The following is a 23,545-nucleotide window of genomic DNA, read 5'->3' on the forward strand; positions in this document are numbered from 1 at the left end:
CGGCACCGGTTCTCCGGTGCCGGGCGAATGTGGCGCGTCTTACCCGAAGGGCGTCACACGCGTCGCGCGTGTCACGCCCGTCCCGCGGACTTCTGCGTCTTGCGGGAGACGGAGTCGATGATCACGGCGATGAGGAGCACCGCGCCGGTGATCATGTACTGGATGGCGTTGGACTCCAGGTTGAGCTGGTTGAGGCCCTGGACGATGGACTGGAGCACCAGGATGCCCAGGAGCGCCGACCAGACCTTGCCGCGGCCGCCGAAGAGGCTGGTGCCGCCGATGACCGCCGCGGCGATGCACATCATGAGCTGGTTGCCGCCGCCGAGGGAGCGGTCGGCGCCGCCGGTGGCGGAGGCCAGGAAGAGGCCGCCGACGGCGCCCAGGGTGCCGGAGATCATGAAGACCGAGGTACGGATCCAGGCCACGTTGATACCGGCGCGGCGGGCCGCCTCGATGCCACCGCCGACCGCGAAGACCTGGCGGCCGTAGGTGGTGCGGCGCAGCACGAAGTCGGTGACGAGCAGGATCACCAGGAAGATCACCAGGGAGAGGGGCAGGCCCTTCTCCTGGTTGAAGCCGTACGCGGCGACGAGGACGAGGACCGCGAGGACACCGGTGCGCAGCAGGATCTCGCTGTGCGGGCGGCTCGGCAGCTCGGCGGCCTTGCGGCGGCGGGAGTCGCGCAGCTGGGCGAGGTAGAAGGCGGCGATCACGACCGCGGCGAGGCCGTAGGCGGCGGCGACGTCGGAGAAGTAGAACTTGGTGAGGTCGCCGACGAAGCTGCCGATGGGGGTGGGGATGGTGGACCGCTCGCCCATCACCCAGGTCTGGAGGCCGGCCCAGCCGAGGAAGCCGGCGAGGGTGACGACGAAGGCGGGGACGCCGATCTTGGCGAAGACCAGGCCGTGGAAGGCGCCGAGGAGGGTGCCGGAGAGGATGCCGAGGAGGATCGCGAGGGAGTCCGGCATGTCGGTGGCGAGGACGCCCCAGACGGAGCCCGCGAGGCCGGCGACGGAGCCGACGGCGAGGTCGATCTCGCCGAGGAGCAGCACGAAGACGATGCCGACGGCCATGATGCCGGGGCCGGCCGCGTACAGGGTGATCTGGTCGAGGTTGTACGAGGTGATGAAGTTGCCGGTCAGCGCCTGGAAGACGATGCCGATGACGATCAGGCCGATGACGACGGGGAGGGAGCCGATCTCGCCGGAGCGGATCTTGCGCTTGAACTCCTCGACGTAGCCCTTGAAGCCCTGCTCGCGGACGAGGAGGCGGGGGTCGACGGCGGGGACGGCGGCGGCGGCCGGGGTCGCGGCGGCGGCGTCCTCGGCGGTGCGGGGCTCGGGCACGGGCGCCTCGTCGGTCGCCTTGGGGGTCGTGCTCACTGGGCTACCTCCGCGGTGCGGGCCTGCCGGCGGGTCACGGCGTTGTCCGTGGCACCGGTGATCGCGGCGATGATCTCTTCGTGCGTGGTGGTGGCGACCGGGAAGGTGCCGTTGTTGCGGCCGAGGCGGAGCACGGCGACGGTGTCGGCGACGGCCTTGACGTCGGCCATGTTGTGGCTGATGAGGATGACGCCGAGGCCCTGCTCGCGGAGCCGCTCGACGAGGTCGAGGACCTGGGCGGTCTGCTCGACGCCGAGGGCGGCGGTGGGCTCGTCCAGGATCACGATCTTGGGGTCGCCGACCAGGGCGCGGGCGATCGCGACGACCTGCCGCTGACCGCCGGAGAGGGCGGCGACGGGGATGCGGACGCTGGGGATGCGGATGGAGAGCGTGGAGAGGAGGTCCTTGGCCCGCTTCTCCATGGCGACCTCGTCGAGGACGCCGCCCTTCTTGAGCTCGCGGCCGAGGAAGAGGTTGGCGACGACGTCGAGGTTGTCGCAGAGGGCGAGGTCCTGGTAGACGGTGGCCACGCCGAGGGCCTGCGAGTCCTGCGGGCGGGAGATCTCGACCTGGCGGCCCTCCCACTCGATGACGCCCTCGTCGATCGGGTGGACGCCGGCGATCGTCTTGACCAGGGTGGACTTTCCGGCGCCGTTGTCGCCGACCAGGGCGACGACTTCACCGGCGTGGACTTCGAGGTCGACACCGGAGAGGACCTGGACCGCTCCGAATCGCTTGAAGATCCCGCGCAACGCCAGGACAGGCGTCTGGGACACGTGAACCAACTCCTTCGCCGCCCGTGCGGGGGACGGCGGCATGTCGCGCCGTGCGGCGCCGAGTTCGAGGGGGGCTGTGCTCGTCCGGCCCCGGACCGACAGCGGGGTCTGGGTCGGCCGGGGCCGGACGGCGAGGGGGGCGGAGCCGCGGCACGGGGGGCGGCGCGTTCCGCTGCCTGCCGGGGCTGACGGTCCGGCAGGGAGGGCGGGGCCGAGGAGTCGGCCCCGGAGGGCTTACTTGATGCCCAGCTCGGCGCACTTGGCGGCGAGGTCCGCGGAGCAGATGTCGGCGGCGGCGTAGATGCCGTCCTTGATCACCGTGGACTGGATGTTGGCCTTGTCGACGACCACCGGGGCGAAGAGGGTGGACTTGACGCCGTCGGTCTCGCCCTGGGCGCCGAGGTCCTTGCCCTGGAGCAGGTTGACCGCGAACTTGGCGGCCTCGGGGGCCAGCTGGAGCGGCGACTTGTAGATGGTGAAGGTCTGGGTGCCGGCGACGATCCGCTGGATGCCCGCGACCTCGGCGTCCTGGCCGCCGACCGGGATGTTCTTGATGCCGGCGTTCTCCAAGGAGGTGATGATGCCGCCCGCCATGCCGTCGTTGGCGGAGTAGACGGCGCCGATCTTGTCCTTGCCGACGGAGGAGATGGCGGCGGCCATCTTCTCGCCCGCGACCTTCGGGTCCCACTCGCCGGACGCCTCGTAGGCGATCTTGCCGACCTTGCCGTCGAGGGCGGCGTGGGCGCCCTTCTTGAAGAGACCGGCGTTCGGGTCCTTCTCGTCGCCGTTGATCATGACGATCTGGGCGGAGGCGGCCTTGCCGCCGAGCGCGGCGAGGAGGGCCTGGCCCTGGAGCTCGCCGACCTTGTTGTTGTCGTGGCTGACGTAGGCGTCCGCGCCCTCGATCGCGCGGTCGTACGCGACGACCTTGACGCCCTTGCCCTGCGCCTCCTTGACCCAGCCGGCGGACTTGGCGGCGTCGACCGAGCCGAGCGCGATGACCTTCACGCCGTCGGCGATGAGCTGGTCGAACTGCTGCTTCTGCTTCACGACGTCGGAGACGGCGTTGTTGTACACGACCTCGCAGTCGCCGCAGGCGTCCTTGACGGCCTTCTCGAACTGCGGCTTGTCCAGCGCCTCGTACCGCGCGGTCTTGTTCTCCGGCAGGAGGAGACCGATCTTGGTCGAGCTGCCCTTGTCACCGCTCTCGTCGCCGCCGGCCTGGCCGCAGGCGGAGAGGGTGAGGGCCATGGAGACCGCGGCCGTGCCTATGACGACGCGACGGGTCATTGCGTTCATGTGAGGTGCCTCCCTGACGAGGCCGCGACGGTGCGGCCGAGGTGCCACGAAGTCAACTCGGCCGCAACACCGTCGTCAAGAAGTGAAAACTTAACGAGATGACAACGGTGGTTAGCGTTCTCTAAGTGAAGGCAGGAACGGAGGCCGGAGCGGCCGCCGGAAATGTGCTCTCTGTCCCGTTGAGCAGCGTCGAGTCGCCCATCTCGCTGAGCACCAGCGCGAGCGCCCCCAGCACCTCCGCACGGCCCCCGAGGGCCCCCTGCGCAAGGGAGAGCTGGCGTGCGGCGCTCGGGATGGCGTACCGGCCGACCGAGTCCCGGATGGGCGCGAGGACCAGCTCGCCCGCCTCCGCGAGATCGCCGCCGAGCACGACCCGGCTCGGGTTCAAGAGATTGCAAAGGTTGGCGACACCGCTGCCGATGTGGCGCCCGACGTCGGCGATGACGCGCCGGCAGCCCGGGTCGCCCTCGCGGGCCAGCTGCACCACCCGCTCCATGGTGAGGTCGGCTCCGTGGCTCGGCTGGAGCAGCGGCAGCACGTACCGGGCGGCGGTGAAGGTCTCCAGGCAGCCGCGGTTGCCGCAGCGGCAGACGGGTCCCGACTCGTCGAGGGTGATGTGGCCGATCTCGCCGGCCGTGCCGCCCGGCCCGCGGTAGACCCGCCCGTCGATCACGAGACCGGCGCCCACGCCGCTCGCCACCTTGATGTACGCCAGGTCCTTGACGCCCCTGCCGCTCCCCCACACCAGTTCGCCGAGCGCGCCGAGGTTGGCGTCGTTGTCGACGTGGACCGGGACCCCGAGGCGGGCCGACAGTTCCTCGGCCGGGTTGATGCCGCTCCAGCCCGGCAGGATCGACGTCGAGCCGAGCGTCCCGGAGGAGACGTCGATGGGGCCGGGGACGCCGAGGCCGACGCCGATCACCTTGTCGCGGCCGATGCCGGTGGCCTCGATCAGCCGGTTGACCAGCTGCTCGGCCCGGTCGAAGCCCTCCGCGGCGGAGGCGTCCACGTCGAGCGGCTCGGCCTCCTCGGCGAGGACCTGGTGGGCGAGGTTGCCCACGGCGACCCGCAGGTGGGTGTGGCCGAAGTCCACGCCGATGACGATGCCGGCGTCACCGGAGAGCGAGACGCTGCGGGCCCGCCGGCCGCCCGCGGAGGTGGGGGTGACATCGACCGTGCCGCCGTCCTTCAGCTCCCGAACGATGTTCGACACCGTCGCGGCGGACAGCCCCGTCGACCGGGCGATCTCGGCCTGGGTCAGCGAACCGGCCATCCGGACCGCCCGGACGACCCGCTCGAGATTGGCCCTGTGCAGAGACGTCTGCGACCCCGGAGTCTCCATCGACTCTTTCACTCCCACCGTTTTCTCCAACATGTGAACTCTAAGGGGACGCTTTCGGCTTCGCTCCCGTCAAGACCCGGAGCAGGGGCGGGGGATGCGCGGCGGGCACGCGAAAGCCCCCGCACGCGGGCGTGCGGGGGCTTGGGAGCGCTTTCAGGCTATTTCACGGCTCCGGCCGTAAGGCCGGCCACCACCTGCCGCTGGAAGACGATGTACGCGGCGAGCACCGGCAGCATCGCCATCACGAGGCCGGCGAAGAGCCCGGACCAGTCGCCCTTGTAGCCCTGGCTGACCGCGAGCTGCACCAGGCCCTGGGAGAGCACCTTGTTGTCGGGGTCGGTGTTGAGCACCGTCGGCAGCAGGTACTGGTTCCACTGCCCCAGGAAGTTGAAGATGCCGACGCTGATCAGGCCCGGCCGGGCCATCGGCAGCATGACCTGGAAGAACGTGCGGGTGTGCGAGGCGCCGTCGATGCAGGCCGCCTCCGCCACGGAGGTCGGCAGCGTCCGGAAGAAGGCGGTCAGGAAGAAGACGGTGAAGGGCAGCGAGTACGCGATGTAGACCAGGATCAGGCCGTGCAGGGTGTTCAGCAGGGCCATGTTCTGCATCACGTAGAAGAGCGGCACCAGCGCCAGGATGATCGGGAAGCTCATCCCTCCGATGAAGAGGAAGTAGAGGAAGCGGTTCCCCGGGAACTCGAAGCGGGCCAGCACGTACGCCGCCATCGAGCCGAACAGCAGGGTGCCGACGAGCGAGCCGCCGACCACCACGAGCGTGTTCAGGAAGTACTCGCTCATGTGCGCCTGGGTCCAGGCGCGCGACCAGTTCTCGAAGTGCAGCGCGTCCGGCAGCGACCAGGGCGAGGTGAAGATCGCCCGGTCGGTCTTGAAGGAGGTCATCACCGCCCAGAGCAGCGGCATCACCACCATGATCGCCCAGATGATCAGGACGCCGTGCGAGAAGACGTTGAGGACGCCGCCCTCGCGCTTCTCCTTCACGGGGGCCGCCGCCTTCCGGACCTCGGGGGCCTGACCGGCGCGGGGGGCGGGGATCCGCGCGTCCCCGGTGGGCGGGGTGTCGGTGGTCTTCATCAGAACTCCAGCCGCTCGCGCCGGCCCAGCTTCATCACGACCGCGGCGAAGGCGAGCGTGACGAGGAGGAGCGCGACACCGATGGTCGTGGCGTAGGCGGCCTGACCGTCCCGGAACGCCTTCTGGTACACGTACAGCGGCATGACGATGGTCGAGTAGTCGGGCCCGCCGCCGCTGGGGCCGACGGTCATGATCTGCACGACCGCGAAGGACTCCGCGCCGAGCGCGAGGATGCCCATGTAGATCCAGCCCGACTGCACCGTGTCCCAGAGCAGCGGCAGGGTGATCTTGAAGAAGGTGGTGAAGCGGTTGGCGCCGTCGAGCAGCGCGGCCTCGTAGAAGTCGCGCGGAATGGACGCCATGCCGGCCGAGAAGAGCACCACGAAGAATCCGACCGTGGACCAGACGAGGACCACCATCACGCAGATGAGGGCGAGGTTCGGGTCACCGAGCCAGTCCGGCTGGATACTGCCGAGTCCGATCGCCTTCAGGAACGAATTGATCGCCCCGCTGTTCGGGTTGTAGGCGAACTGGAAGAGCAGCGCGACGATGACGATCGACAGCACCTGCGGGAAGAAATAGACGATCTTGTAGAACGAGGATCCGCGGACGCCCGCGATCGCCGCGCCCTTGCGCCGCTTTCCGCCCACATTCAGCATGAACGCCAGGAAGAGGGCGAATCCGACCGTCACCAGCGGAAGCACGACGGCGAAGGTCAGGCTGTGCTGGAGCGATTTCCAGAAGATCTCGTCCTCGAACAGCCTGGTGTAGTTGGCGAACCCGACGAACCCGAATTCGGGACTCAGTCCCGTCCAGTCCGTGAGCGAGTAGTAGATGGACTGGATGAACGGCCAGATGACGAAGAGCGCGTACAGCGCCAGGGGTGCGGCCAGGAACCCCACGATGAAACGGTACTTGCCGTGCTGCATTCCGAACCGACCCCGATCTCCGGCGAAGGACGCGCGCCGCGGCGCCGCGCGCCGAGGGGCCGGGGCCCGCTCCCGGTCGGCGGGAAGGGGCCCCGGCACTGCTCACTGGTGCTTGTAGTGCTTGATGTTCGGGTCCTTGGCCGCCTCGTCGGCGAACTTCTGGATCTTCTTGATCGTCTCGACCGGGGTGGCGCGGCCGGCCATCATCTCGCCGATGCCGGCGACGCCGATCTTCTCCTTCTGGAGGGCCACGTACCAGTCCTGGAGCCGCGGGTTGACCACGTTGGCGCCGGCCTTCTCCAGGGCCGCGACACCGGACTTGAGGCCCGGGGAGAGCTCGATGCCGTCGGTGCCGCCGTTGAGCGCGCTGAGCGACTTCACGGACTGGGTGAAGTTCTTGGAGGACGCCTCGCTGAGCATGATGCGCAGCTGCTCCATGGCGCCCTCGGGGTTCTTCGCCTTCGCCGGGACGATGAAGGGCTCGCCGCCGGCCGCCCAGATGGTGCCGAACGGCATCTTGTCGGAGGAGTCGAGGCCGGTCGGCGCGGAGACGGCGAGGCCGAAGTCGTCCGGCATCGTCGGCGCGGCCTCGTTCTCGACCCAGGAGCCGTTGGGGAGGAACAGCGCCTTGCCCTCGGTCCAGGCGGTCTGCGACTGGATGTGGTCGAGGCCGGTGGTGCCCTGGAGGATGTAGCCCTTCTTGAAGAGCTCGTAGTACGCCTCGAAACACGCCTTGACCGCGGGGTGCTCCCAGGCCTTCGGCTCCAGGTTGTCGATGGCGTCGAGGACCTCGCGGCCGCCGACCTTGCCGATCATCGGGTAGAGCGAGAAGGGGAGGTAGTACGGGTGCTTGCCCGCGTACGTCCAGGGCGCGATGTTCTTCTTCTTGGCCTTCTCGCAGACGGCCAGCATCTGGTCCCAGGTCTCGGGGTACTCGGCGTCGAGCGAGTCGAGCGCCTTCTGCGAGTACCACACGCCGTAGACCGTGTAGGCGTAGTTGATCATCCAGCAGGGCTCGCCGTCGAACTGGCCCATCTCGACGATGCCCGGGCGCAGGGTGTCGCGGACCTTCTTGCTCGGGTCGTCGACGGAGGGCGCGTCCAGGAGCGGGGTCAGGTCGGTCAGCTGCTTCTGCCCGACGAGGACGCCCATGTCCATCTGCTCGGCACCGGAGTTGTCGATGAGGTCCGGCGGGGTGCCGCCGTTGAAGCGGGGCTGGAGCGCGGTGGTGATCTTCTGGGTCGGGGTGAACTTGACTTTGGCCTTCGGGTAGGCCTGCTCGTAGAGCTTGATCGCGTCCTTCGCGTACTGCTGGCCGAAACCGCCGTCGAAGAGAACGAAGTCGAGCTCGGCCGACTCGTTCACCGCGAGCGGGTTCTTGTCGGACTTGACGCCCTTCTCGACCTTGTCGTTGCTCTCGCCGCCACCGCTGGCGCAGGCGGAGAGAAAGCCCATGGCCGGGACGGAGACCAGACCGAGAGCGGCGGAACGCTTGATCAGATCACGACGGCCGAGGCCGCCCTCGTTCGAGTGGGCGGAGGTGGATCCCATGCTCAAGTCCTCGCCTTCATTCAGGACTCAGGCGGTGTACCGGTCGCCCGTACTTCGTCTCGCCACCGGCGAAGGGCCCCGCCACCGCGGTCATTTGCAGCAGGTGCAGCTGGGTCGTGCAGGCGTCGGGCCGTCGCCGGAAGAATCCGACGGGCTGGACGCCGACAGGTATAGTCCACTTCCCTCGACCGGAGCAAGATCGAAAGCAGCATTCGTCAGGCATCTTTCCCGAGTTGAGACCTCGGGGTTTTCCCGGGAGCTTCCCGCGGAAGCCTGCCCGGCCATGTCGGAGTGCACCCCTCCGGCCCGCCTTCACAAAGTGAATGGTCCATTCGAAATCCGGCGAACGGGACGCCTCCCGAAGGAAGTTCCGGATGACCGGAACCGCCCGGGCACCGACACCGTCTTCCTGTCATGTACGGACTCGCCGCCGGGTGGGCGGAAACGGGGGAAATCCCGCCGAACCGGGCCGAGTTCGGTGGCTGTCCGTACTGTCCCGTTCTCAATATGGATCTGGAGATTTACGTGGCCAAGACTTCTGGCCTGAACCGCACGGGTGTCCTCGCCCGTGTCACGGTCGCCGCGGTGACCGCCGCCCTGGTGGGCACCACGACGGCCGCGGTGGCGGCGGAGCCGGTCGGCCCGACGTTCAAGCCGGCGCAGCAGGCGGGCGGCCTCGCGCCCTCCGCGGGTGCCGCCTCGGCGGCCGGAGCGGCCGCCGCGGCCGCTCCGGCGGCGCTCAACAACCTGTACGGCGTGCACAGCAACGGTGACGTCATCGGCTACACGCCCGTCCCCGGTGACGCCATCCAGCGCATCGCCGGCAAGTCCGGCACCGGCTGGGTGAACTACAAGCACATGAACCAGGCGGACACGGACGGCCGCCTGGAGGGCGACTGGTACCACTCCGACGGCTGGTACGGCATCACCACCGGCGGCCGCCTGCACTACGCGAGCGACGGCCCGGTCCGCGACCTCGGCGGCGGCTGGAACATCTACAACAAGGTCGTGTCGGCCGGCAACACCGGCGGCGGCGCCCCGGACGACGTCCTGGCCCGCGACAGCGCCGGTGTCCTCTGGCACTACCTGGGCAACGGCAACGCCTCCCTGACCCAGCGCTACCGCGTGGGCTCCGGCTGGAACGCCTACAACCAGATCGCGGGCAAGGGCGACGTGACCGGCGACGGCCGCGCCGACATCGTGGCCCGTGACAGCGGCGGCACCCTGTGGCTGTACAAGGGCACCGGCAACTACCGCGCGCCCTTCTCGTCCCGTATCCGCGTCGGCTCCGGGTGGAACACGTACAACTACCTGTTCTCCCCCGGCGACCTGACCGGTGACGGCCGCGCGGACCTCGTCGCCCGCGACGGCGCCGGCGCGCTGTGGCTGTACAAGGGCAAGGGCAGCTCGTCCTCGCCGTACACCACCCGCAGCAAGATCGGCACGTCGGGCTGGAACGGCTTCCGCATGATGTTCTGATCACCCCGGTGACACGGAAGGGCCCCGCTCCTCGTGACGAGGAGCGGGGCCCTTCCCGCTTGCCACCGGATCAGCGGGGTGTTCAGCCGCGGATCAGGTTGCGGAGCACGTACTGCATGATGCCGCCGTTGCGGTAGTAGTCCGCCTCGCCGGGGGTGTCGATGCGGACGACCGCGTCGAACTCGACACCGGTGTCGGTGGTGACCTTCACCGTGCTCGGGGTGGTGCCCTCGTTCAGCTCGGTGATGCCCGCGATGGAGAAGGTCTCCTCGCCGGTCAGGCCGAGCGAGTCGGCCGACTGGCCGGCCGGGAACTGGAGCGGGAGGACGCCCATGCCGATGAGGTTCGAGCGGTGGATGCGCTCGTACGACTCGGTGATGACGGCCTTGACGCCGAGGAGCGCGGTGCCCTTGGCGGCCCAGTCGCGGGACGAGCCGGAGCCGTACTCCTTGCCGCCCAGGATGACCAGCGGGGTGCCGGCGGCCTGGTAGTTCTGCGAGGCGTCGTAGATGAACGACACCGGCGCGCCCTCGACGGTGAAGTCGCGGGTGTAGCCGCCCTCGGTGCCCGGCGCGATCTGGTTGCGCAGGCGGATGTTGGCGAAGGTGCCGCGGATCATGACCTCGTGGTTGCCTCGGCGCGAGCCGTAGGAGTTGAAGTCACGACGCTCCACACCGTGCTCGGTGAGGTACTTGCCGGCCGGGGTGTCGGCCTTGATGGCGCCGGCCGGGGAGATGTGGTCGGTGGTGACCGAGTCGCCGAGCTTCGCGAGCACGCGGGCGCCCGTGATGTCGGTGACCGGGGTGGTCTCCATCGTCATGCCCTCGAAGTACGGGGGCTTGCGGACGTAGGTGGACTCGGTGTCCCACTCGAAGGTGTTGCCGGTCGGGATCGACAGCGCCTGCCACTGGGCGTCGCCGGCGAAGACGTCCTGGTAGGACTTGGCGAACATGTCCTCGCCGATCGCGTGCGCGACGACGTCGTTCACCTCGGCCTCGGAGGGCCAGATGTCCTTGAGGAAGACCGGGTTGCCCTCGGTGTCGGTGCCGAGCGCCTCCGTGGTGATGTCCACCTTCATGGAGCCCGCGATGGCGTACGCGACGACCAGCGGCGGGGAGGCCAGGTAGTTCATCTTGACGTCGGGGTTGATGCGGCCCTCGAAGTTGCGGTTGCCCGAGAGGACCGAGGTCACGGCGAGGTCGTGGTCGTTGACCGCCTTGGAGACCTCCTCCGGCAGCGGGCCGGAGTTGCCGATGCAGGTGGTGCAGCCGTAGCCGACGAGGTTGAAGCCGACCTTGTCGAGGTACGGGGTGAGGCCCGCCTTGTCGAAGTAGTCGGTGACGACCTTCGAGCCCGGGGCGAGGGTGGTCTTGACCCACGGCTTGCGGGTCAGGCCCTTCTCCACGGCCTTCTTCGCGACGAGCGCGGCGGCGACCATGACGTACGGGTTCGACGTGTTGGTGCAGGAGGTGATGGCCGCGACCGTCACCGCACCGTGGTCGAGGGTGTAGGTCGAGCCGTCGGGGGCGGTGACCACGACCGGGTTCGACGGGACCGCGCTGGAGACGGCCGGGGCGTCGGAGGCCGGGAAGGACTCCTGGCCCGCCTCGTCGACCGAGTCGACGTAGTTGCGCACGTCCTGGGCGAACTGCTGGGCGGCGTTCGCGAGGATGATGCGGTCCTGCGGGCGCTTCGGGCCGGCGATCGACGGGACGACCGTGGAGAGGTCGAGCTCCAGCTTCTCGGAGAAGTCGGGCTCGGCCTTCGGGTCCAGCCAGAGGCCCTGCTCCTTGGCGTACGCCTCGACGAGCGCGACCTGCTGCGCGGAGCGGCCGGTGAGCTTGAGGTAGTTCAGGGTCTCGTCGTCGATCGGGAAGACCGCGGCGGTGGAGCCGAACTCCGGCGACATGTTGCCGATGGTGGCGCGGTTCGCCAGCGAGGTGGCGGCGACGCCCTCGCCGTAGAACTCGACGAACTTGCCGACGACGCCGTGCTTGCGCAGCATCTCGGTGATGGTCAGCACGAGGTCGGTGGCGGTGGTGCCGGTGGGCAGCTCGCCGGTCAGCTTGAAGCCGACGACGCGCGGGATCAGCATGGAGACCGGCTGGCCGAGCATGGCGGCCTCGGCCTCGATGCCGCCGACGCCCCAGCCGAGCACACCGAGGCCGTTGACCATGGTGGTGTGGGAGTCGGTGCCGACGAGGGTGTCGGGGTACGCCTGGCCGTTGCGGACCATGACGGTGCGGGCCAGGTGCTCGATGTTCACCTGGTGGACGATGCCGGTGCCCGGGGGGACGACCTTGAAGTCGTCGAAGGCGGTCTGGCCCCAGCGCAGGAACTGGTAGCGCTCCTTGTTGCGGCCGTACTCCAGCTCGACGTTCTGCGCGAACGCGTCGTTGGTGCCGAACTTGTCGGCGATGACGGAGTGGTCGATGACCATCTCGGCCGGGGAGAGGGGGTTGATCTTCGCCGGGTCGCCGCCGAGCGCCGCGACGGCCTCGCGCATGGTGGCGAGGTCGACGACACAGGGCACACCGGTGAAGTCCTGCATGATCACGCGCGCCGGCGTGAACTGGATCTCCTGGCTCGGCTGGGCCTGCGAGTCCCAGTTGCCGAGCGCCCGGATGTGGTCGGCGGTGATGTTCGCGCCGTCCTCGGTGCGGAGCAGGTTCTCCAGGAGGACCTTCAGGCTGTAAGGGAGGCGCGCGGAGCCCTCGACCTTGTCCAGCTTGAAGATCTCGTACGACTCGTCGCCCACGCGCAGCGTGCTGCGGGCGTCGAAGCTGTTCGCCGACACGACAGTCTCCTTCATCAATGTGCGCGTACTACCGTCATGCTGCCGCCACGGCTCCTCGCCGATCCGCTAAGGTAAGGCTAAGTTAGGTAGCCCTTACCGTTCAGGCGGCCGTAGTGCGCCGTAAGCAGTTATCTCGATGTCGAGATAACTCTAGTGCATCCCCGGCCGTCGGTCATGCCCGGGCGCCCCGCGATCTGCCGTGGCGCCCGCGACCCGCGCGCGCCGCGCGCGGGTGCGTACCCGTCCGCCCGGCGCCGGGCCGGGGGGGCCGGGGCCGCCGGCGCGGCGGCGGGCCGGGCCAGGCGGCGGGCGGCGCCCGCGTGGCCGGGGGCCCCGGCCGGGCCGCGGACCCGGGCCCGGGCCCGCCGGGGGCCCCCGGCGACGGGCGGGGGCGCCGGCGCCCCGGGCGGGGCGCGCGGGGGGGGCCCCCCGCCCCCCGCCCGGCGGCCGGGCAGGCGGGTACGTACCCGCCTGCCCGGCGCCGCGCCGGCCCACTCGTCCGGCGGCGCACGCGTTGCCGGGGGCCCGGGGCGGGCCGAGGATCGGGGCATGTTCACTGGCGCGCACGTCATCCTGTACACCCCGGACGCGGAGGCCGACCGCGCCTTCCTCCGGGACGTCGCCGGCTTTCCGCACGTGGACGCGGGGCGGGGCTGGCTGGTGTTCCGGCTGCCGCCGGCCGAGGTCGCGGTCCATCCGACGGAGGACGAGCCGAAGCACGAGCTCTACCTGATGTGCGAGGACCTCACCCGCACCCTCACCGCACTGGAGGACAAGGGCGCGGAGATCTCACGGGCCATCAGCGACCAGGGCTGGGGACTGCTCGCGGCGGTACGACTGCCGAGCGGCACGGAACTGCCGCTGTACGAGCCGCGCCACCCCACGGCGCTCGACCTCCCGGAACGCCCCGAACCGGGCGCAAGGGCGTAAACGTAGCGACACCTCACCCGTTCGGCCTACCCCAGTGATCAACGCATCTCATATCTGAGATAACGTGACGCCATGGCAGACGACTACCTCGTACGCATCGGCAAGCTCATCCGTGACGCGCGGCAGCATCGCGGCTGGACCCAGACGCAGCTCGCCGAAGCCCTGGCCACCAGCCAGAGCGCCGTCAATCGCATCGAGCGCGGCAACCAGAACATCAGCCTTGAGATGATCGCCCGCATCGGCGAGGCGCTCGACAGCGAGATCGTCTCCCTCGGCTACGCCGGACCCATGCACCTCCGCGTCGTCGGCCGCCGCCGGCTCTCCGGCTCCATCGACGTCAAGACCAGCAAGAACGCCTGCGTCGCCCTGCTCTGCGCCACCCTCCTCAACAAGGGCCGCACGGTGCTGCGCCGGGTGGCGCGGATCGAGGAGGTCTTCCGCCTCCTGGAGGTGCTGAACTCCATCGGCGTCCGCACCCGCTGGATCAACGACGGCGTGGACCTGGAGATCGTCCCGCCCGCCGAGCTGGACATGGAGGCCATCGACGCCGAGGCCGCCATCCGCACCCGCTCCATCATCATGTTCCTCGGCCCGCTGCTGCACCGCCTGGACCGCTTCCGGCTGCCCTACGCCGGCGGCTGCGACCTCGGCACGCGCACGATCGAGCCGCACATGATCGCGCTGCGCCGCTTCGGTCTGGACATCACCGCCACCGAGGGCCTCTACCACGCGCAGGTCGAGAAGGCGGTGGCCCCGGACCGCCCGATCGTGCTGACCGAGCGCGGCGACACCGTGACCGAGAACGCGCTGCTCGCCGCCGCCCGCCACGACGGCGTGACGGTCATCCGCAACGCCTCCTCCAACTACATGGTCCAGGACCTCTGCTTCTTCCTGGAGGCCCTCGGCGTACGGGTCGACGGCGTCGGCACCACCACCCTCACCGTCCACGGCGTCCCGGAGATCGACGTCGACGTCGACTACTCCCCCTCCGAGGACCCGGTCGAGGCGATGAGCCTCCTCGCCGCCGCCGTCGTCACCGAGTCCGAACTGACCATCCGCCGCGTCCCGATCGAGTTCCTGGAGATCGAGCTGGCGGTCCTGGAGGAGATGGGCCTCGACCACGACCGCTCCGCCGAGTACGCCGCCGACAACGGCCGCACCCGCCTCGTCGACCTGACGGTCCGCCCCTCCAAGCTGGAGGCGCCGATCGACAAGATCCACCCGATGCCCTTCCCGGGCCTCAACATCGACAACGTCCCCTTCTTCGCGGCGATCGCGGCCACCGCCCAGGGCCAGACCCTCATCCACGACTGGGTCTACGACAACCGCGCCATCTACCTCACCGACCTCAACCGCCTCGGCGGCCGCCTCCAGCTCCTCGACCCCCACCGCGTCCTGGTCGAGGGCCCCACCCGCTGGCGCGCCGCCGAGATGATGTGCCCGCCCGCCCTCCGCCCCGCCGTGGTCGTCCTCCTCGCCATGATGGCCGCCGAAGGCACCTCCGTCCTGCGCAACGTCTATGTCATCAACCGCGGTTACGAGGACCTGGCCGAGCGGCTGAACTCGATCGGCGCGCAGATCGAGATCTTCCGCGACATCTGACCGAGACCCTCCGCGACACCTCGCGGAACAGCACCGCCGCACCCCTCCCGCCCCGCGCACCCGCCGGGCGGGAGGGGTGTCGTCGTCTCCCCCGGCGTGTCCGCGAAGGCTCTTGACCGCGGGACCTGCGGCGACGTAGCTTCGAGCGCGCACTGGTCGGTGAGAGTTCTGAAAGGAGGCGAAGTCCGGATGATGTCCATCCTCTCCGCGACGCCCCGCCTCGCTCACGAGACCGCCTGGACCCCGGGTCGTGTCGCGCACGGCTGCTGACGCGGCCGTCCCTTCTCCGGTGTGCCGAATCCCGGCCCCGGGGTCTTTCGTTTTCTTCTTCACCGGCCGCCGGCGCCTCTCGCGCGCCCGCGCACCGCCGGTTTCCCGAGCTGCGCCACCGAAAGAGAAAGCTCCTGCACATGGCGACTGCGACGATCACAACCACCGTGCTCCGAGACGAGGGACCGACATGGTGACGCCACGGATCACGGTCAATGGGAAAGAGACGCCGATCGAACCGGCCGCGCCCCACACCACGGCGCTGGACTTCCTGCGCGAGCGCGGGCTCACCGGTACCAAGGAAGGCTGCGCCGAGGGCGAGTGCGGGGCGTGTTCCGTGCTCGTGGCCAGGCCCGGGGTGACCAGGCCCACGGACTGGGTGGCGGTCAACGCGTGCCTGGTGCCGGTCGCGGCGCTCGACGGGCAGGAGGTCGTCACCTCCGAGGGCCTCGCCGGCGGCGGCGAGGACGGCGCGCCGCCCGTGCTGCACCCCGTACAGGAGGAGATGGCCGTCCGCGGCGGCTCCCAGTGCGGCTACTGCACACCCGGCTTCGTCTGCAGCATGGCGGCCGAGTACTACCGGCCCGAGCGCTGCGCGACCGCGCACCCGCCCGCCGGGAACCCGCCGGCCATGGACCCTCCGGCCGGGAACCCTCCGGCCGGGGACCCCGAGCACGGGCCCAACGGCTTCGACCTGCACGCCCTCAGCGGGAACCTCTGCCGCTGCACCGGCTACCGCCCGATCCGCGACGCCGCGTACGCCGTCGGATCGCCCGCCGAGGACGACCGGTTGGCGCTGCGCCGCGATCAGGCGCCGCCCGCGCCGGTGGCCACCTCGTACACCCGCGACGGCAGCACCTTCCTGCGGCCGGACACGCTCGACGGGGCACTGCGCGCGCTGCGGGAGCGGCCCGACGCGGTGGTGGTCGCCGGCGGCACCGACTGGGGCGTCGAGGTGAACATCCGGTCCCGCCGGGCGGCCTGCGTGATCGCGGTCGACCGCCTGCCCGAACTGCGGGAGCTGCGCGTCGCGTCGGACCACATCGAGATCGGTGCGGGGCTCACCCTCACCGAGATCGAGCGGCGCCTCGACGGCCGGGTCCCGCTGCTCGCCGGGCTGTTCCCGCAGTTCGCCTCCCGGCTCATCCGCAACAGCGCCACCCTGGGCGGCAATCTGGGCACGGGCTCCCCCATCGGCGACAGCCCGCCGGTGCTGCTGGCCCTGGAGGCGTCGGTGGTGCTCGCCGGCGCCGATGGCGAGCGCGTGGTGCCGCTGGCCGACTACTTCACCGGGTACCGGCAGAGCGTGCGCCGCCCCGGCGAGCTGATCCGCTCGGTCCGCGTCCCGCTGCCCCTGGCGCCGGTCACGGCCTTCCACAAGATCGCCAAGCGGCGCTTCGACGACATCTCCAGCGTGGCCGTCGCCTTCGCCCTCGACATCCGGGACGGCGTCGTCCGGACGGCGCGCATCGGCCTCGGAGGCGTCGCCGCGACCCCGATCCGCGCCCTGGCCGCCGAGGCGGCCCTGGAGGGCCGGCCGTGGACGGCGCGGACCGTCGAGGCGGCGGCCGAGGTGCTCTCCGCCCAGGGGACGCCGATGGACGACCACCGCGCCAGCGCCGCGTACCGCGCCGCGATGCTCGGCCGGAGCCTGCCGAAGCTGTACGCCCAGACCACCGAGGCGGTGTCGTCATGAGTCACCTGTCCGAACGCCCCCACAAGCCCGTCGTCGGCCTCCCGCTGCCGCACGAGAGCGCCGGCCTGCACGTCACCGGGGCCGCGCTGTACACCGACGACCTGGTCCACCGCACCAAGGACGTCCTGCACGCCTACCCGGTCCAGGCCATGACGGCGCACGGCCGGATCACCGCGCTGCGCACCGCCGCCGCGCTCGCCGTGCCCGGTGTGGTCCGCGTGCTCACCGGGGCGGACGTGCCCGGGGTCAACGACGCCGGCATGAAGCACGACGAGCCGCTCTTCCCCGACGAGGTCATGTTCCACGGCCACGCGGTCGCGTGGGTGCTGGGCGAGACCCTGGAGGCGGCCAGGCTCGGCGCCGCGGCCGTCGAGGTGGAGATCGACGAGCTGCCTTCCCTGATCTCGCTGCGGGACGCCATCGCGGCCGAGAGCTTCCACGGCGCCCGCCCCGTGATGACCACCGGTGACGTCGACGCCGGATTCGCCGACTCCGCCCACGTGTTCACCGGCACGTTCACCTTCTCCGACCAGGAGCACTTCTACCTGGAGACGCACGCCGCCCTGGCGCTCGTCGACGAGAACGGCCAGCTGTTCGTGCAGAGCAGCACCCAGCATCCCTCGGAGACGCAGGAGATCGTCGCGCACGTGCTCGGGCTGCACAGCCACGAGGTCACCGTGCAGTGCCTGCGCATGGGCGGCGGCTTCGGCGGCAAGGAGATGCAGCCGCACGGCTTCGCGGCCGTCGCCGCGCTCGGCGCCCGGCTGACCGGCAGGCCGGTCCGGGTCCGGCTCAACCGGACCCAGGACCTGACCATGTCCGGCAAGCGCCACGGCTTCCACGCCGAGTGGAGGATCGGCTTCGACGCCCAGGGCCGCATCCAGGCCCTGGACGCGACCCTGACCGCCGACGGCGGCTGGAGCCTGGACCTGTCCGAACCGGTGGTCGCCCGCGCGCTCTGCCACATCGACAACACGTACTGGATCCCCCACGCGCGCGTCGCCGGCCGGGTCGCCCGCACCCACAAGGTGTCCAACACCGCCTTCCGCGGCTTCGGCGGCCCCCAGGGCATGCTGGTGATCGAGGACATCCTCGGCCGGTGCGCGCCCCTGCTCGGCCTGGACCCGATGGAACTGCGGGAGCGGAACTTCTACCGGCCGGGCCAGGGCCAGACCACCCCGTACGGCCAGCCCGTCACCCAGGCCGAACGGATCTCCGCCCTCTGGCGGCAGGTCCAGGACGACGCCGGCGTCGCCGACCGGCAGCGCGAGATCGCGGCCTTCAACACCGCCCACCCGCACACCAGGCGGGCGCTCGCGGTCACCGGGATCAAGTTCGGGATCTCGTTCAACCTCACCGCCTTCAACCAGGGCGGCGCACTGGTGCTGATCTACAAGGACGGCTCGGTCCTGATCAACCACGGCGGCACCGAGATGGGCCAGGGCCTGCACACCAAGATGCTCCAGGTGGCCGCGACCACCCTGGGCATCCCGCTGCACAAGGTGCGGCTGGCCCCGACCCGTACCGACAAGGTCCCCAACACCTCCGCCACCGCGGCGAGCGCCGGCGCGGACCTCAACGGCGGGGCGGTGAAGAACGCCTGCGAGCAGTTGCGCGAGCGGCTGCTCCAGGTCGCCGCGACCCGGCTGGGGGCGAGCGCCGCGGACGTGCGGATCGTGGACGGCGTCGCCCGCGTCCTGGGCGGCGAGCAGGAGCTGGCCTGGGACGAGCTGGTGCGCACCGCGTACTTCCAGCGGGTCCAGCTGTCGGCGGCCGGCTTCTACCGGACCGAGGGTCTGCACTGGGACGCGAAGACGTTCCGGGGCTCGCCGTTCAAGTACTTCTCCTACGGCGTGGCCGCGACCGAGGTGGAGGTGGACGGCTTCACCGGCGCGTACCGCATCCGGCGGGTCGACATCGTGCACGACGTCGGCGACAGCCTCTCCCCGCTGATCGACATCGGCCAGGTCGAGGGCGGATTCGTACAGGGCGCGGGCTGGCTCACGCTGGAGGACCTGCGCTGGGACACCGGAGAGGGACCGCACCGGGGCCGGCTGCTGACGCAGGCGGCGAGCACGTACAAGCTGCCGAGCTTCTCGGAGATGCCCGAGGAGTTCCACGTCCGGCTGATGGAGCGGGCCACCGAGGAGGGCGCGGTCTACGGCTCCAAGGCGGTGGGCGAGCCTCCGCTGATGCTCGCGTTCTCGGTACGGGAGGCCCTGCGCCAGGCCGCCGCCGCGTTCGGACCGGACGGCGTCAGCGTGGAACTCGCCTCCCCCGCCACCCCGGAGGCGGTGTACTGGGCGATCGAGGCCGCCCGCGCGGGCGGTGTGCGGCGCGGCGACGGGAGCCCCCTCGACACCGGCGCCCTGAGCCATGCCTGACATGACCTGGGTCTCCGCGGTCGCGCGGTTGCGGGCACGCCGGGAACCCGGCGTGCTGGTGACCGTCGCGACCGTGCGCGGCCACGCGCCCCGGCGGGCCGGCGCCAAGCTCGTCGTGGGCCTGACCGAGACCTGGGGTTCGATCGGCGGCGGCAACATCGAGGCCGTGGCGATCGACCGCTCGCGCGAGCTGAACGGCGTGCCGGGAGCGGAGCCGGAACTCATCGAGTTCGCCCTGAACGACAAGGTCACCGGCCCGCACGGGGTGCAGTGCTGCGGCGGCGCCGTCTCGGTCCTGCTCGAACCGCTGCCGGTGGTCGAGGCGGTCGCGGTCTTCGGCGTCGGGCACGTCGGTCTCGAACTGGCCCGCATCCTGGCCCGCCACGACCTCGACCTGCATCTGGTCGACAGCCGGCCCGACATGCTCACCGACGCGCGGCTCGGAGTCCTCGCGGACGCGGTGGCACAGGTCCACGTGCACCACACACCGCTCCTGCCCGAGGAGGTGCTGGCGGAACTCCCGCCCGGATCCCACGTCCTGATCATGACTCATGACCACGCCGAGGACGCCGCCCTGTGCGACGCCGCGCTCCGCACCGACGGTCTGGGCTCGATCGGGTTGATCGGCTCGGCCGTCAAGTGGTCCCGGTTCCGGCATCGTCTGACCACCGAGGGCGGGCATGACAGCACCGCCGTCGAACGGATCAAGACCCCGGTCGGCATCCGTGAGATCACCGGCAAGGAACCCGCCACGATCGCCGTGAGCATCGCGGCGGACCTGCTCCGCGCCTTCGAGCGGGACGGTCGCTGAAGGCGCCCCGGTCCCGCCCCCTCCAAGACGAGATCGCGCCAACGTCGGCCTCTCCGCAAGGCGTTCGTTGACCTCTCCCACCCGCCTCCCTACCGTGGTTCCTGCTGCGCCGGGGGAGCGAGGGGGCGACGCGCGTGCGGGTGGAGCGGGACGGGGGAGCGGGGCGGGCCGCCACGGCGGAATCCCTGCTGGACGCCGCCGCGGAGGCTTTTCTGCGGGCCGAGTTCGACATCGTGCGACCGCTGTTGCAGCGGCTCCGGGGCGAGTTCGGGGTGCCCGAGGCGGATCCGGCCAGGGTGCGGTACGACGTGCTCCTCGGCGCGCTGGCCGCGCGGGCCGGAAACTGGCGGGAGACGGTACGGCGGTGCCCGGACGCGCCCTACGGGGCGGAGACCGGGATCGTCCACCACCTCGCGGTGAGCGCCCTGCGCGAACTGGCCCGCGAGGGGCGGCACACCGACGCGGGCACGGCGGCGGTCGTGATCGTGCTGTGGGCCTACCTCCTGGAGGAGGAGGACCTGGGCGGCTTCCGCGACCTGCTCGGCGAGCGGCGGGGCGCGCCGGTCCCCGACGAGCTCTGGGAGCAGGGGCTGGCCCAACTGCGGGGACGGGTCGCGGATCTGCTGCGCGCGCAGGACGCGCGGGCCGGGAGGGACGCCCTCTCCGCCTGGCACACGGCGTGGGAGGCGGAGTGCCAGGTCGGCGCCGTCTTCGTCGACGACGTGCCCACGGACGCCGGGCCGCACGCCCTGGTCTCCCTGGAGGAGGCCGCCCGGCAGCTCGCCCACCACGGGCGCGGCGCCGACCTCCTCGCGGTGTGGACCGCCCGCCACCCCGAGGTCGGCGCCTGGACGGGGGACTCCGCCGAGCACCGGGCGTGCGCGCCGTTCCTGCGGCGGGCGCTCACGGACCGGGGCGGGGACCGGGTGCGGGCCGGTGCGTGGGCCGAGGCGCTGGCCGACTTCGGCGCGGCGGTGCGGCTCGGGCACACCCTCGTGACCGACGAGCGGGCGGACGTCCTGCGGGCGGGGAGGAACGTCGGCCGGAGCCGTACCGGGCGCGACTACTCCCCCCTGGTCCGCATCGACGGCCTCGAACAGGCCCTCGTCCTCCTGCCGCAGGACGGACACCTCGCCGCCGAACTGACCGCCGAGCTGGTCCGCCAGGCCCGGCGGACCTCCGACACCGACCCCGGGGAGAGCCGGAGGCGCTACGCGCGCGCCCTGGCCGTGACCCCGGGCGACCCGGCCGCCCTCGCGGGCCTCGACGAGCAGGTGCGGGCGGACCTGGAGCGGGCGGACCGGGGTGCGTACCGGGGGGATCCGATCAGCGCCGACGAGGTGCGGGGGCTGCTCGGCCGCCATCCGGGCGACGCCGCGGCCCGGCGGTGGCTGGAGAACCACTACGCGGAGCACGCCGTGACGGCCGCCGTGCGCGGGCGCACGGACGAGGCGCGGGGGGCGGTCCGCGCGCTGCTGCACCAGGAGAACGCGGTGGGGGCGTACGACGCGGACCGCGTCGACGACCGGCTCAGGGCCCTGCTCGTCGAAGCGGCCGGGGACGTCGGCACGGGGATACCGCTGCCGCTCACGGGACGCGGCACGGAGCGGGGGCGCCGCGTCGAGCTGGAGCGGCGGGTCGCCCTGGAGATCGCCGCCGCCCGGGACCGCGGGGTCCTCCTGGCCCGCCGCGCCGACGCGGAGCGCCGGGCCGAGCTGCTGGCCGCGGCGGCGGCCATCCCGGGCCCGCCCTCGGAGCGGCTCGTCGAGCGGGCCGACGAGGCGGTGCACCACCTCGCCCTCTACCTCCAGGCGGAGGCGGCCTGGTCGGACATCGTCGGGCTGTTCCTCCGGGGCCGGATACGGACCGGCGCCGACCCCGCCCTCGACCGGATCGTGCAGCTCGCGTACCGGTGCCGCGCGGGGGCCCGCGAGGAGGCCGGCGACGCGGCGGGGGCGGCGCACGACCGCGCGTGCGCGGAGGCGGTCCGCGCGGGGAAGCCGGCGGGGGCGCTCGTCTTCCGGCAGCGGCCCCCGGGCAGCCGCCCCGGCGGTCCCGGCTCCGGCTCCGGTGCGGGTACCGGCTCCCACGACGCCGGTACCGGTAACGGCTCCGGCAGCGACGCGGGACGGGACACCCTCTGGTGAACGTGAACGTGAACGACGACGACAGCACCGGTGCCGAGCCGCCGCCGCTCCCCTGGTTCGGCCCCACGCTCCACGAGCTCCTGCCCGACGCTCCGCTCGGGACCCGGCCCGTGGATCTCCGCAGACGGGCCGCGCCGGAGCTGTCGGCCGCCGCGGCCCGGGTGGACCCGGTCCGGCACGCCCTGGTCCACCGGGCCAACCAGAACTCGCGCACGCCCGTCGCCGCGCTCGTCGCCGAGATGCTCACCCCGCCCCTGCCGCGCCCCGATCCCCACCCCGACCCCGACCTTGATCCCCACTCCGACCCCGACCCCGACTCCGACTCCGAGGAGCGTCCGTGACCGGTCCTGGTCCCCTCCCCGCCGACGCCGGCGGCGGCCCGCCGTCCGAGCTCGACAAGCTGCGCCGCAGGGTCGCCGCCCTGTCCGAGAAGCGCGACGAGGCCGAGGCCCGGCTCCAGGCCCTGCTGGGCTCGCTGCTCTCGCTCGACGACGTCCTGGCCGACACCCGGCTCCGGGCCGGTGTGCTGCACGAGGCGCGGTCCGCCCGGGAGACGGCCTCGGCGGCCCTCGCGCTGGGCGAGCAGATCGGGGCGGCCCACCAGATGCTGCGGGTCGAGTTCGAGCGGCACGACGTCACCCCGATGGACGTCGTGGGCCGGGCGCTCGACCCGGCGGAGATGCGCGTCGTCGGTACGGAGCCCCACCCGGGCCGCCCGGACGGCACCGTGCTGCGGGAGACGGTCACCGGCTTCCGGCTGGGTTCCGCCACGCTGCGGCCGGCGCAGGTGGTCGTCTCGGTGCCGGGTCCCGCGCCGGAGCCCGTACCCGACCACGCACGCGTACCCGACGCCGTGACCGATCCGGCTCCCGGCACCGAGGCCGACACCGCCCCAGACACCGAAGCGGCTCCCGGCGGCGACGACGCTCCCGGCGCCGCGTCCACATCGGTACGGGAGCAGCCGCGGCGCACCACCCGGGCGCAGCGGCGGCTCCTGCGCAAGCCGTCGGTACGGCGGGCCCGCCGGCCCCGCCGCGCCGGCTGACCCGTACACCCTCC

17 protein-coding genes are annotated in these 23,545 nt (G+C 71.5%); 9 read left to right on the forward strand and 8 right to left on the reverse strand.

Going from position 1 to position 23,545, the window contains the following annotated elements; all coding sequences use genetic code 11:
• Positions 1 to 71 precede the first annotated feature (71 nt).
• From ACF1BN_RS03070 to ngcE, 7 genes are all read right to left on the reverse strand, one after another.
• The gene (locus ACF1BN_RS03070; RefSeq protein ID WP_392329825.1) at positions 72 to 1,382 is read right to left on the reverse strand and encodes a sugar ABC transporter permease; all 1,311 of its coding nucleotides are present in this window, start codon (positions 1,380 to 1,382) and stop codon (positions 72 to 74) included.
• Positions 1,379 to 2,158, reverse strand: coding sequence for an ATP-binding cassette domain-containing protein (locus ACF1BN_RS03075; RefSeq protein ID WP_392329826.1), 780 nt, complete (start codon positions 2,156 to 2,158; stop codon positions 1,379 to 1,381). The genes ACF1BN_RS03070 and ACF1BN_RS03075 overlap by 4 nt, the downstream gene beginning before the upstream one ends.
• 234 nt (positions 2,159 to 2,392) lie before the next feature.
• Positions 2,393 to 3,457, reverse strand: a complete 1,065-nt coding sequence (locus ACF1BN_RS03080; protein WP_392329827.1) for a sugar ABC transporter substrate-binding protein — start codon at positions 3,455 to 3,457, stop codon at positions 2,393 to 2,395.
• Between the two features lie 121 nt (positions 3,458 to 3,578).
• Positions 3,579 to 4,799 (reverse strand): ROK family protein, encoded by a 1,221-nt coding sequence (locus tag ACF1BN_RS03085; RefSeq protein ID WP_392329828.1) that lies wholly within the window; start codon positions 4,797 to 4,799, stop codon positions 3,579 to 3,581.
• A 158-nt stretch (positions 4,800 to 4,957) separates the two neighbouring features.
• Positions 4,958 to 5,890, reverse strand: a complete 933-nt coding sequence (locus ACF1BN_RS03090; protein ID WP_392329829.1) for a carbohydrate ABC transporter permease — start codon at positions 5,888 to 5,890, stop codon at positions 4,958 to 4,960.
• Entirely contained in the window at positions 5,890 to 6,819 is a 930-nt protein-coding gene (locus ACF1BN_RS03095) for a carbohydrate ABC transporter permease (RefSeq protein ID WP_392329830.1), read from the reverse strand. The genes ACF1BN_RS03090 and ACF1BN_RS03095 overlap by 1 nt, the downstream gene beginning before the upstream one ends.
• A 102-nt stretch (positions 6,820 to 6,921) precedes the next feature.
• The gene (gene ngcE / locus ACF1BN_RS03100) at positions 6,922 to 8,370 is read right to left on the reverse strand and encodes an N-acetylglucosamine/diacetylchitobiose ABC transporter substrate-binding protein (RefSeq protein ID WP_392329831.1); all 1,449 of its coding nucleotides are present in this window, start codon (positions 8,368 to 8,370) and stop codon (positions 6,922 to 6,924) included.
• Between the two features lie 525 nt (positions 8,371 to 8,895).
• Between ngcE and ACF1BN_RS03105 the strand changes: the two genes are divergently transcribed.
• Positions 8,896 to 9,849: an FG-GAP repeat domain-containing protein gene (locus tag ACF1BN_RS03105; protein WP_392329832.1), complete on the forward strand. Its 954-nt coding sequence runs from the start codon at positions 8,896 to 8,898 to the stop codon at positions 9,847 to 9,849.
• A gap of 82 nt (positions 9,850 to 9,931) precedes the next feature.
• On the opposite strand, the gene acnA is transcribed toward ACF1BN_RS03105, so the two are convergent.
• Complete coding sequence (acnA, locus tag ACF1BN_RS03110; protein ID WP_392329833.1) at positions 9,932 to 12,646, reverse strand: aconitate hydratase AcnA; 2,715 nt, start codon at positions 12,644 to 12,646, stop codon at positions 9,932 to 9,934.
• A 549-nt stretch (positions 12,647 to 13,195) separates the two neighbouring features.
• On the opposite strand from acnA, the gene ACF1BN_RS03115 reads away from it, so the two are divergent.
• The 8 genes from ACF1BN_RS03115 (at position 13,196) to grpE (ending at position 23,531) form a co-directional block, all read left to right on the forward strand.
• The gene (locus ACF1BN_RS03115; RefSeq protein ID WP_392329834.1) at positions 13,196 to 13,576 is read left to right on the forward strand and encodes a VOC family protein; all 381 of its coding nucleotides are present in this window, start codon (positions 13,196 to 13,198) and stop codon (positions 13,574 to 13,576) included.
• A gap of 72 nt (positions 13,577 to 13,648) precedes the next feature.
• Entirely contained in the window at positions 13,649 to 15,178 is a 1,530-nt protein-coding gene (locus tag ACF1BN_RS03120) for a helix-turn-helix domain-containing protein (protein WP_376598986.1), read from the forward strand.
• 460 nt (positions 15,179 to 15,638) lie between these two features.
• Positions 15,639 to 17,144: a xanthine dehydrogenase small subunit gene (locus ACF1BN_RS03125; RefSeq protein WP_392329835.1), complete on the forward strand. Its 1,506-nt coding sequence runs from the start codon at positions 15,639 to 15,641 to the stop codon at positions 17,142 to 17,144.
• Positions 17,141 to 19,528: a xanthine dehydrogenase molybdopterin binding subunit gene (xdhB, locus tag ACF1BN_RS03130; RefSeq protein ID WP_392329836.1), complete on the forward strand. Its 2,388-nt coding sequence runs from the start codon at positions 17,141 to 17,143 to the stop codon at positions 19,526 to 19,528. Before ACF1BN_RS03125 ends, xdhB begins: the two co-directional genes overlap by 4 nt.
• A 1-nt stretch (position 19,529) precedes the next feature.
• Positions 19,530 to 20,339 carry a xanthine dehydrogenase accessory protein XdhC gene (xdhC, locus tag ACF1BN_RS03135; RefSeq protein ID WP_392329837.1) on the forward strand — a complete coding sequence of 270 codons (810 nt, stop codon included), beginning with the start codon at positions 19,530 to 19,532 and terminating at the stop codon, positions 20,337 to 20,339.
• A gap of 134 nt (positions 20,340 to 20,473) precedes the next feature.
• Complete coding sequence (locus ACF1BN_RS03140) at positions 20,474 to 22,486, forward strand: hypothetical protein (protein WP_392329838.1); 2,013 nt, start codon at positions 20,474 to 20,476, stop codon at positions 22,484 to 22,486.
• Positions 22,483 to 22,827, forward strand: a complete 345-nt coding sequence (locus ACF1BN_RS03145) for a hypothetical protein (RefSeq protein ID WP_392329839.1) — start codon at positions 22,483 to 22,485, stop codon at positions 22,825 to 22,827. The genes ACF1BN_RS03140 and ACF1BN_RS03145 overlap by 4 nt, the downstream gene beginning before the upstream one ends.
• The gene (gene grpE, locus ACF1BN_RS03150) at positions 22,824 to 23,531 is read left to right on the forward strand and encodes a nucleotide exchange factor GrpE (protein WP_392329840.1); all 708 of its coding nucleotides are present in this window, start codon (positions 22,824 to 22,826) and stop codon (positions 23,529 to 23,531) included. Before ACF1BN_RS03145 ends, grpE begins: the two co-directional genes overlap by 4 nt.
• The last annotated feature ends 14 nt before the right edge of the window (positions 23,532 to 23,545 follow it).

Source organism: Streptomyces sp. NPDC014861, assembly GCF_043081625.1.
GTDB lineage: Bacteria > Actinomycetota > Actinomycetes > Streptomycetales > Streptomycetaceae > Streptomyces.

What these genes read in the sequence shown, in the direction of transcription:
- ACF1BN_RS03080 (WP_392329827.1), bottom strand. Translation starts at nt 3,457, where the DNA reads ATGAACGCAATGACCCGTCGCGTCGTCATAGGCACGGCCGCGGTCTCC.
- ACF1BN_RS03085 (WP_392329828.1), bottom strand. Translation starts at nt 4,799, where the DNA reads ATGGAGACTCCGGGGTCGCAGACGTCTCTGCACAGGGCCAATCTCGAG.
- ACF1BN_RS03090 (WP_392329829.1), bottom strand. Translation starts at nt 5,890, where the DNA reads ATGAAGACCACCGACACCCCGCCCACCGGGGACGCGCGGATCCCCGCC.
- ACF1BN_RS03095 (WP_392329830.1), bottom strand. Translation starts at nt 6,819, where the DNA reads ATGCAGCACGGCAAGTACCGTTTCATCGTGGGGTTCCTGGCCGCACCC.
- ngcE (WP_392329831.1), bottom strand. Translation starts at nt 8,370, where the DNA reads ATGGGATCCACCTCCGCCCACTCGAACGAGGGCGGCCTCGGCCGTCGT.
- ACF1BN_RS03115 (WP_392329834.1), top strand. Translation starts at nt 13,196, where the DNA reads ATGTTCACTGGCGCGCACGTCATCCTGTACACCCCGGACGCGGAGGCC.
- ACF1BN_RS03120 (WP_376598986.1), top strand. Translation starts at nt 13,649, where the DNA reads ATGGCAGACGACTACCTCGTACGCATCGGCAAGCTCATCCGTGACGCG.
- ACF1BN_RS03125 (WP_392329835.1), top strand. Translation starts at nt 15,639, where the DNA reads ATGGTGACGCCACGGATCACGGTCAATGGGAAAGAGACGCCGATCGAA.
- xdhB (WP_392329836.1), top strand. Translation starts at nt 17,141, where the DNA reads ATGAGTCACCTGTCCGAACGCCCCCACAAGCCCGTCGTCGGCCTCCCG.
- xdhC (WP_392329837.1), top strand. Translation starts at nt 19,530, where the DNA reads ATGACCTGGGTCTCCGCGGTCGCGCGGTTGCGGGCACGCCGGGAACCC.